At 69.4% G+C, this 9,290-nt stretch carries 11 protein-coding genes and 1 pseudogene; 7 read left to right on the forward strand and 5 right to left on the reverse strand.

Annotated elements, in window-relative coordinates; all coding sequences use genetic code 11:
- Positions 1-111: 111 nt before the first annotated feature.
- Both ACE3TU_RS15045 and ACE3TU_RS15050 read right to left on the reverse strand, forming a co-directional pair.
- The gene (locus ACE3TU_RS15045) at positions 112-1,026 is read right to left on the reverse strand and encodes a site-specific tyrosine recombinase XerD (RefSeq protein ID WP_374625589.1); all 915 of its coding nucleotides are present in this window, start codon (positions 1,024-1,026) and stop codon (positions 112-114) included.
- The gene (locus tag ACE3TU_RS15050; protein WP_374625591.1) at positions 1,023-1,313 is read right to left on the reverse strand and encodes a hypothetical protein; all 291 of its coding nucleotides are present in this window, start codon (positions 1,311-1,313) and stop codon (positions 1,023-1,025) included. The genes ACE3TU_RS15045 and ACE3TU_RS15050 overlap by 4 nt, the downstream gene beginning before the upstream one ends.
- 129 nt (positions 1,314-1,442) lie before the next feature.
- On the opposite strand from ACE3TU_RS15050, the gene ACE3TU_RS15055 reads away from it, so the two are divergent.
- Both ACE3TU_RS15055 and aroB read left to right on the forward strand, forming a co-directional pair.
- Positions 1,443-2,042, forward strand: coding sequence for a shikimate kinase (locus ACE3TU_RS15055; protein WP_374625593.1), 600 nt, complete (start codon positions 1,443-1,445; stop codon positions 2,040-2,042).
- Positions 2,035-3,150, forward strand: coding sequence for a 3-dehydroquinate synthase (aroB, locus tag ACE3TU_RS15060; RefSeq protein WP_374625595.1), 1,116 nt, complete (start codon positions 2,035-2,037; stop codon positions 3,148-3,150). The genes ACE3TU_RS15055 and aroB overlap by 8 nt, the downstream gene beginning before the upstream one ends.
- Positions 3,151-3,164: 14 nt before the next feature.
- On the opposite strand, the gene ACE3TU_RS15065 is transcribed toward aroB, so the two are convergent.
- Positions 3,165-4,235 carry an OmpA family protein gene (locus tag ACE3TU_RS15065; protein WP_374625597.1) on the reverse strand — a complete coding sequence of 357 codons (1,071 nt, stop codon included), beginning with the start codon at positions 4,233-4,235 and terminating at the stop codon, positions 3,165-3,167.
- Between the two features lie 214 nt (positions 4,236-4,449).
- Positions 4,450-4,713, reverse strand: coding sequence for a BolA family protein (locus tag ACE3TU_RS15070; RefSeq protein ID WP_374625599.1), 264 nt, complete (start codon positions 4,711-4,713; stop codon positions 4,450-4,452).
- Between the two features lie 49 nt (positions 4,714-4,762).
- Between ACE3TU_RS15070 and ACE3TU_RS15075 the strand changes: the two genes are divergently transcribed.
- The 3 genes from ACE3TU_RS15075 to ACE3TU_RS15085 all read left to right on the forward strand — a co-directional run bounded on the left by ACE3TU_RS15075 (position 4,763) and on the right by ACE3TU_RS15085 (position 6,334).
- Entirely contained in the window at positions 4,763-5,404 is a 642-nt protein-coding gene (locus ACE3TU_RS15075; RefSeq protein WP_374625601.1) for a J domain-containing protein, read from the forward strand.
- 133 nt (positions 5,405-5,537) lie between these two features.
- A complete protein-coding gene (locus tag ACE3TU_RS15080) occupies positions 5,538-5,735 on the forward strand; it encodes a hypothetical protein (RefSeq protein ID WP_374625603.1) in 198 nt (65 codons plus the stop codon).
- Between the two features lie 107 nt (positions 5,736-5,842).
- Entirely contained in the window at positions 5,843-6,334 is a 492-nt protein-coding gene (locus ACE3TU_RS15085; protein ID WP_374625605.1) for a hypothetical protein, read from the forward strand.
- 6 nt (positions 6,335-6,340) lie between these two features.
- On the opposite strand, the gene ACE3TU_RS15090 is transcribed toward ACE3TU_RS15085, so the two are convergent.
- The gene (locus tag ACE3TU_RS15090) at positions 6,341-7,645 is read right to left on the reverse strand and encodes a hypothetical protein (protein ID WP_374625607.1); all 1,305 of its coding nucleotides are present in this window, start codon (positions 7,643-7,645) and stop codon (positions 6,341-6,343) included.
- A 453-nt stretch (positions 7,646-8,098) separates the two neighbouring features.
- Between ACE3TU_RS15090 and cobS the strand changes: the two genes are divergently transcribed.
- Entirely contained in the window at positions 8,099-9,079 is a 981-nt protein-coding gene (gene cobS / locus ACE3TU_RS15095; RefSeq protein ID WP_374625609.1) for a cobaltochelatase subunit CobS, read from the forward strand.
- Positions 9,080-9,092: 13 nt separating this feature from the next.
- A pseudogene (locus ACE3TU_RS15100) lies at positions 9,093-9,290 on the forward strand (SAM-dependent methyltransferase); the annotation flags it as partial.

A 9,290-nucleotide genomic window follows, 5' to 3' on the forward strand; every position in this document is an offset into this window, starting at 1 on the left:
CTGGGCAGCCTCGATTCCCCCCGCCTGATGGGCGACGTGCTGAGCACGCTGGACGGCCTGCTCGAGCGGCTGGACAACCTGCACCGCCGCCATTCCTGAGCCCGCCCGGCGTCAGCCCTGTTCGGCCAGCGGGTGGTGCGCCTCGACCAGCGCCTGCAGCCGCTCGTCGAGCACATGGGTGTAGATCTGCGTGGTCGAGATGTCGGAGTGGCCGAGCAGCGTCTGCACCACGCGCAGGTCGGCCCCGCCCGCGAGGAGATGACTGGCAAAGGCATGCCGCAGCACGTGCGGCGAGATGCGGGCCGCCCCGATTCCTGCCCGCGCTGCGAGGCCCTTGAGTTCGCGTGCGAACACCTGCCGGCTGAGATGGCCGGCCTCGCCCCCCGCCGGAAACAGCCATGGCCCGGGCTCGAGCGACTGCAGATAGGAGCGGACGGCGTCGCGCGCCCGGTCGGTGAGCGGCACGATGCGCTCCTTGGCGCCCTTGCCGCGGATGGTGAGGAAGGCCGCCTCGCGCAGTACCGCGACGCGCTTGAGCTCGACCAGTTCGGACACCCGCATGCCGGTGGCGTAGAGCAGTTCGAGCAGCACGTAGAGCCGCCGCGCCATGGCACGGCGGGCGTCGGTGAGGCCCTCGGCCTCGACCTCGGCCTCCGCCTGCCCGAGCAGCCGCTCGATCTCGTCGACCGCCAGCACCCTGGGCAGCGGCCGGCGGGACCGCGGAGAAGCGACGATCCGGGTCGGATCATCGCCGCGCACCCCGTCGGCGGCGAGGAAGCGATGGAACTGCCGTACGGCCGACAGCCGGCGGGCACTCGAAGAGGCCGCCAGCCCCTCCGCGGCCAGCGCCGCGAGGTAGCGCGTCACCTGCTCCCGCCCCGCATCGAGCGGCCCCAGACCGGCCCGCGCGAGAAAACCGCAATAGTCTTCGAGGTCGCGCCGATAGGCCGCAATGGTGTTGAGTGCGGCGCCCCGCTCCGCACTCATCATCTCGAGGAAGGCCTCGACCAGATGGCCGCCGGTCATTCGATGCCCGGCTGCAGCGTGCGCACCTCGCCATCGCCTTCGGCGGGCGCCGTGGCCTGCGGCTCGGCCGGCACCGCCTCGGTGGCCGGCACGTCCCGGCGCGTGGTGTCGATCTCGCGCCGCACCAGCGGGTCGCGATCGGGGGACGGCACCAGCTCGCGCGCCGGAATGCGGATCGTCACCTGCTTGTCGCGCGGCGTCACCGTGGCAACGAGCGCGAACATGCCACCCAGCGCCAGCCCCGCGAGAACCAGCAGAACAACGATCAGACGAATGAGGGTCGGCATGGCAATCCGCTTTTGTCACGCGGGGGGAAGTCTCCCCTGTTTCGTCCGCAGGATCAAGGCTGCACCATACGGCCATTGACTTTATGCCGCCCTAACGCTTCAACGCCGCAGGTGAGGAGAGACCGGCCGATGTCACGCGACGCCGCCCCTTTGCGCGACGACAAGCGCGACGAACTGCTGCGGCTGGCGGACGGACGGCCGATCGTGCTGATCGGCATGATGGGCGCCGGAAAGACCACCGTCGGCCGCCGCCTCGCCGCCCGGCTGGGGCGCCACTTCGTCGACAGCGACGAAGAGATCGAAAAGGCCGCCGGCATGTCGATCGAGGACATCTTCCGTACCCGCGGGGAGGCCGATTTCCGGGCCGGCGAGGTGCGGGTGATCGCCCGCCTGCTCAAGGACCGCGGCATCGTGCTCGGGACCGGCGGCGGCGCCTTCATGAATGCCGAAACGCGCGCCCTGATCAAGGCGGCGGCGATCTCGGTGTGGATCAAGGCCGATTTCGAACTGCTGTTCCAGCGGGTCTCGCGCCGCTCCAACCGGCCGCTGCTGAAGACCGCCAATCCGCGCGAAACGCTGATGAAGCTGATCGAGCAACGCTATCCGACCTACGCCGAGGCCGACGTCACGGTCGTCTCCAGCGATGTGCCGCAGGATCTGGTGGCGAGCGAGGTGATCGACGCAATAGTGGCGCACCTTGGCGCCCGGGAGACCGCCGGCCATGACTGAACCGAGCCGCGTTCACGTCCCGCTCGGCGAGCGGGCCTACGACATCGAGATCGGCGCCGGACTGCTCGATGCGGCCGGTGCCCGCCTGCGGGCGATGTTCCCCGGCCGGCGCTTCGGCATCGTCACCGACACCGAAGTGGCGCGCACCCAGTTGCCGCGCCTGCTGGCGGGACTCGACCGCGAGGGACTCGGGCATGCCGAGATCGTCCTGCCGAACGGGGAGGCGAGCAAGTCCTTCGCGCGGCTCGGCGAGGTGGTGGACTTCATCCTCGCAGCCCGGCTCGAGCGCGGTGACCTCATCGTTGCCCTGGGGGGCGGCGTGATCGGCGACCTTGCCGGCTTCGCGGCCGCCATAGCCCGGCGCGGCATGAACTTCATCCAGATGCCGACGACGCTGCTGGCCCAGGTGGATTCCTCGGTGGGCGGCAAGACCGGCATCAACTCCCCCCACGGCAAGAACCTCGTCGGCGCCTTCCACCAGCCCAGGCTCGTGCTGGCCGACCTCGACGCGCTCGCCACCCTGCCCGCCCGGCAGTTCGCCGCGGGCTATGCCGAGGTGGTCAAGTACGGGCTGATCGACGACGCGCCGTTCTACCACTGGCTGGAGGCCAACCGGACGGCGATCTTTTCCGGCGACATGGCCCGGCGGGCCGAGATGGTGGCACGCTGCTGCGCCGCCAAGACGCGCTTCGTGCTCGCCGACGAGAAGGAGACCGGGGTGCGGGCGCTGCTCAACCTGGGCCACACCTTCGGCCACGCACTGGAGGCGGCGACGGGCTATTCGGACCGGCTGCTGCACGGCGAGGGCGTCGCCATCGGCATGGTGCTGGCGCACGGCTTCTCCGCCCGCCTCGGACTGGCGCCCGGCCAGGACACCGGCCGCATCGCGCAGCACCTCGTGGCCGCCGGGCTGCCGACGCGCCTCGCCGACATCCCCGGCGAACTGCCCCCGACCGATGTCCTCATGGCGGCCATCGCCCAGGACAAGAAGGTCGTGCGCGGCGCCCTGACCTTCATCCTCACCCGCGGCATCGGCGAGGCCTTCATCGAACGCAACGTCGAAGCGGCGGCCGTGCGCGACTATCTCGAGGACATGCGCCGCGCCTGACGCGCCTCCCTCGGTCACGGCGTGACGGTGATCACCACGCGGCGGTTGGCCGAAAAGGTCGGGCCGAACTGCGCAGTGGCGCCGGCGCCGGCGGCGATCGCCTTCTCGTAGCTCAGGCCGTTCGCCTTGAGATAGCCGAGCACGTTCTGCGCCCGCTCGATGGCGAACAGAGCATTGGTGGCGTGCGCCCCCTGCCGGCTTGAGTAGCCAGTGACGAGGACACGGCACTTCTGCGCGCCGATATCGGCGATGATCTGATCGAGCCGCGCCTCGAGGCGCGGTGTCAGGTCATTGGAGTTCTCGTTGAAGCCGACGACATTGTAGAGCTCGTCCCGCGTGCACGAGGTGGGCGACATAGTCTCGACGCCCGGCGCGAGGCTCGCCGTCTCGATCGCGTCGATGCCGGCGGGGCGCGGCGTGGGCAGCTCGACGGCCGCCACCACCGCCGGCGCCTTCGGCACCGGGGTTGCCTCGACCGGAGCCACCTCCGCCTCGGCATCCGCCGCCGCCCGCGCCTCCGAAGCGATCACCGGGGCGGTCTCGGGCGCCAGCTCGGCGATGCTCTCGGGCAGCGGCCAGCCACCCGCCGGGGCGCGCGACACCCCCTCGATGTTGCCGTCGCGCAGGACGAGGAACTCGCCCACCTGCTCGTTTTCGACCGCGGCGCTGGTGCCGCGGGTGGACAGGCCCGACACCGTCACCGCCCGCCCGTTCACCGTCACGGCGGCTAGGAACAGGTTGCGGTCACGGTTCGAGCCGTCGCCGCCATAGGCCTCGTTGACCAGCCGCACGCGCACCTCGCCCCCGGGCGCGAACAGCGCCTCGGGAATGGCGAACGAGAAGCTCTGCACATACGGGCTCTTGTCGGCGGCATCGGCGAAGCGGCCGGCGGTGCCGGTGTCGATGGCGACATCGACTGCCGCCTCCCCGACCACCTCGCCATCGAAACTCACCTCGAAGCGCGGCGGCCCGTCATAGGCCTCGCCGCCGACGATCAGCTGCAGCGTGCTCGGCGCCGCCAGTGCCGTACCTGTCGCACCGAGCATCATGGCCGCGGCCAGCGCTCCCGTCATCATCCGGATCATCTTGCCCTCCTGTCATTGACTGCCAACAGCTAGGCAAGTCAGTGGGCGACAATTCGGAGAGATCGGGGCGGCCGGTCACGGCATCGCCCCTTTCGGGCCGCATTGCGCCGGGCGCAACGTCGCGGCACGCCGCTTTTCGCCGACGCCGCAATCACCTGCGGGGCGGCCATGAAAGCGTCGGAGTTGCCGGGCAGCGCCGGGCGCTCCACATCGATCAGGCGGTGCCCACCACCTCGATCGCGAGGGCGTGGACGCCGCCGCTGATTTCGGCCTCGAGGGCCTCCATCACGGCGCGATGCTGCATCAGGCGGGTCTGCCCGGCGAAACGGGGCGAGGCGATGCGCACCCGGAAATGGCTCTCGCCGCCGGGCCGATAGCCGCCATGGCCTCGATGTTTCTCGCTCTCGTCGATCACTTCAAGGTGGCTTGGCGCGAATTTGAGCGAAAGTTTTTCAACCATGGCGTCGCGAACGGACATATGCATACCGGTTCCACTGCTGGCGTCGTGCGACACGTAACTAGGACTGATGAAGCTGGATTCCAAGTACTTCGACCGCATCCGCATCCGCTCGCGGCACCCCGAGCCCGAGCCGGAAGCTAAGGTGCCGGGCTGCGGCTGGGAAGGCTGCGACCAGCCGGGCCTCTACCGGGCCCCCAAGGGCGCACGCGCCATCGGCGAGTACCACCATTTCTGCCTCGAGCACGTCCGGCACTACAACCAGGTGTTCAACTTCTTTGCCGGCATGAAGCCCGACGAGATGGAGAGCCACCTCAAGGCCGAACAGGAGACCGCCGGCCGGCCGAGCTGGGGATTCGGCGCCAAGCCGGGCGCCGCCGGCCCGCGCATGCCGCTGCGCGGCGGCCCCCGCGCCGCCGGTGCTCGTCCGCACGGCGACCCGTTCGGGGTGTTTGCCCGCTTTGCACGTCACCAGCAGAAGCGGCCGCAGGAGGAACGGGTCAAGCCGCTCCACGAGCTCGACCGGCGCGCCTTCGAGACGCTGGGCTTCAAGGGCTATACCAAGGCCGACGAGGTCAAGGCGGCCTACAAGAGCCTGGTGAAGCTGCACCACCCCGACGCCAATGGCGGCGACAAGAGCTCCGAGGACCGGCTCCGGGCCATCATCGCGGCCTATACCCATCTCAAGCAGAAGGGCTTCGTCGCCCGCTGAGGGCGCCGTACCGCCGAGGCCGACGGCGGGACCCCCCGTTTGGGGGTTCAGGCGGCCATCGGAGGAGCGCAAGGTGCCCGTCGGCAGGACGGGAGCCGTGCCGATGGGCCAACCGACAGCAGTGAGGGCTGCCTTGCGGCAGCTGCGCGCGATCGCGCTCGGGTGGCTCGACCGCCTGTGCGGTTCCGGCGCCGATCGCATTCATCTGCAGCTCCATCGCCTCGACCAGATCCAGGCCATGGAGGACACTTGGCGCGGCGCCACCGAAGTGCCCCGTCCCGAACACCCTTCGGACGATGGCGGGTCCGGCCGACGGGACCCGCGGCACTGACACCCCCGGCCGGTCCACCCCCCACCTGCAGGGTGCGGGGCAAGCGGCAAGGCCGCAAGCTGCCTCGCGTCATCGGTTCGACGGAACCGCAGCACGAGGAGGAACCCTTGCTCAAGACCATCGCCACGCTGGCCCTGCTGGCCACCACCATCACCCCTGCCCTTTCCGAAGAAATCCGCGGCGAAGCGACCTTCGCCTGGCTGGCCGTGGGGTCGACCTTCACCCTCGGTGACGGACGCCCGTACTTCGCCGGGCAGTTCTCCGGCATCAACGTGTTCAAGGACGACGGCGGCGGCGCCCTCGCCAACTCGACCATCCAGTGCCCCGGCTACAACGACATCGGCGTCGATGCGGCCGGCTACTGCACCGTGACCGCCGGCAATGGCGACAAGTTGTTCCTCAAGTGGTCCTGCACGGCGGCCGCCCCCTCTGCCGGCGACCTCGCGGCCTGCGAGGGCGCGGCGACCGTCGTCGGCGGCACCGGCGCCTTCGAGAAGGCCACGGGCGGCAACCAGTTCTACTCGCACGTCCGCGGGGTCAACGCCGACGGCACCACCATGGGCTACAGCGAGCTCAGGAACTACGTCGTCACCTACTGACGCGCCTCAGCCGGCAAGGCGCGCGACGACCCGCGCCAGCTCGCTTTGCCGGCCGACTCCCAGCTTGTCGAACACCAGTTTCAGCGACGAGCGCACGGTGTTGTAGGTGACGCCGAGCGCATCGGCCGCTTCACGCGGCGACTCGCCGCCCCCGACCAGCGCCGCGATCCGGGCCTCGGCCGGGGTGAGGCCGAGCAGTTCGAGCGCCGGCCCCACGTCCGCGACGGCACCGCCGGTCGGCTCGTCGAACACCACCAGCACCCGGCCCGGGCCGGCGATGTCGGGACTGAGGAGCATCGCCTGCGCCAGGATGGGAGGGGTACCCTCGATCAGCCTGCGCTCGGTGATGCTGACCCCGTCAAGCGTGCCCAGCAGCCGCTCGATGCTCGGGCCCCCGGCGTGCCCGGCGGCCAGCCGCCCGCCGACCACGCGGATATGCCCCTCGGCCACCAGCCCTTCGGCGGCCGAATTCAGGCTGAGCACGACACCGTCCCGGTTGGTGATGGCGGCAGCGCGTCCGAAGTGAGAAAACAGGCCGACCATGCTCACCACCTGCATGTCCAGCTCGCTGAACTGCTGCGCCTCGCCGATCGGCCGGGGCGGCGTGAAGGCCATCGACAGATTGGGCAGATAGGCGGTCCAGGCGAACTCCAGCGGCTCGAGGCGCGCGATCGACGGCGGCAGGCCCTCGAGATAGTCGATGCACGGCTCCACCGTGTCGTAGACGTCGCTCGACCAGGCCACCGAGTACGAGTTGAAGCCCGGCGCCCCCGGCCGGCGCCCGATGAACCGCGTGGTGCCGTTCATCGACCTGGGCTGGCCACTTCGGCGCGCCGAAAGCCGCAGGCCGGCGCTGTCGCCGGGCCCGCCTTCGAACCGGATGTCGTCGCCCACGGTGTGCATCGAGGTCCAGCCCGCGCCGACATTGCCGTTGTAGAGCCCGCCCATCACCCTGCTGGCGATGCCGGAGTACCAGCCCGCATACATGTAGAGGCCGGGCGAGCCGTCATTGGACGGCAACCCCTCGAGCTCGACGGCGAGGTAGGTGGCGCTGTAGGGCGCCAGACCCCAGCCGGAGGGGACCGAGTATTGCGAGATGACGCCCCAGCCGGTCCCCGACGCCGTGAGGCCGGGCGGTACGATCCGCGCCACCTGCTCGGCGTCGAACCGACACAGCATGTAGATCTTGGAGGTGTTGCGCATGTGATAGGGCGGCAGCGGCAGGGCGGACTCGTCCGGCACGCTTCCCACCGTGCGCGCCGCCGTCACGCGCCGAAGTTGCTCGGCACGCTCGCTCTGCCTGTGGTCCATTTCGCCTTGCCCTCGCGCTTCTGCCAGACTGCAGTGTTTCGCGGCGCCGCAACCACCGTTCGACTTTGGATTTCAGTCGAACCGTAGACCCTGGGGGCGCCGCTGACAATATAACCATCGCGCCGGGAGGACGACGACTTGCGGCGACCCACCGCAAAACGAAACGCGTGCCGCGTTGCGGTCATCGTCGGCGCGTGACCCCGGACCATGTCGCTGCCGGACCAGGCATTCCGGCCGGCGGCAAAGACCGATGAAAGTTCGTCATGGCGCCATTCAGCGCCGAAATGACGGTGGCAAGGCCCGGGGGGAGCGGGCCGATCGGCTCGGATCCGGCACGGACCCGAAGCCGCAGGCCAGCCGAACCGCCCTACCCCCCGGCGCGCGTTGCTGCTATAGAGCGCGCAACCCGAGACGACAGCCGTCCTGACATATCTGCTGCGAGAAGCCGCCCCGATGCCTGAATTCACCAATCTGCCCAACACGGAATACTCTGTCCGCGAGACCTTTGGCTTCGACAGCGACATGAAGGTGATGGGCTATGCCGAGCCCGATCCGCACACCCCGCCGGTCGACCCCGACTACCTGTTCGACCGCAACACCACGCTGGCCATCCTCGCCGGCTTCGCGTTCAACCGCCGCGTCATGGTGCAGGGCTATCACGGCACCGGCAAGTCGACCCATATCGAGCAGGTCGCGGCGCGCCTCAACTGGCCGCTGGTGCGCGTCAACCTCGACGCCCATGTGAGCCGCATCGACCTCGTCGGCAAGGACGCGATCGTGCTCAAGGACGGCAAGCAGATCACCGAGTTCCGCGACGGCATCCTGCCCTGGGCGGTGCAGAACAACATCGCCCTGGTGTTCGACGAATACGATGCGGGCCGCCCCGACGTGATGTTCGTCATCCAGCGCGTACTCGAGACGCAGGGCCGGCTGACGCTGCTCGACCAGAACCGCGTGATCACCCCGCACCCGGCCTTCCGGCTGTTCGCCACCACCAATACCATCGGCCTCGGCGACACGTCCGGCCTCTATCACGGCACCCAGCAGATCAACCAGGGCCAGATGGACCGCTGGAGCCTGGTGGTGACGCTCAACTACCTGGCGCACGACAAGGAAGTCGGCATCGTGCTGGCCAAGTCCAAGACCTACGCGGCGACCGACAAGGGCAGGAAGACCGTCTCCAACATGGTGCGTCTCGCCGACCTGACCCGGCAGGCCTTCATCAACGGCGACCTGTCGACCGTGATGAGCCCGCGCACGGTGATCACCTGGGCCGAAAACGCGCAGATCTTCGGCGATCTCGGCTTTGCCTTCCGGCTGACCTTCCTCAACAAGTGCGACGAACTCGAACGCCCCGTGGTGGCCGAGTTCTACCAGCGCGTGTTCGGCGAGGACCTGCCGGAGAGTGCTGCGAACCTCGCGGTGGTGGCCTGATCCGGAGGCCGTCATGGCCCAGAACATCTATGACGACGACCGATTTCTCGCCGGCTACAGCGAGTTCCCCCGTTCGCGCGACGGCCTGGATGCGACCAGTGAATGGCCGGCGTTCCGAGCCTTGCTGCCCCACATCCCCGGCAAGCGCGTCATCGACCTCGGCTGCGGCTTCGGCCAGTTGAGCCGTTGGCTCGGCAATGCCGGCGCTCGA

Origin of the sequence: Devosia sp. (genome assembly GCF_041917035.1) — a bacterium.
Lineage (GTDB): Bacteria > Pseudomonadota > Alphaproteobacteria > Rhizobiales > Devosiaceae > Devosia_A.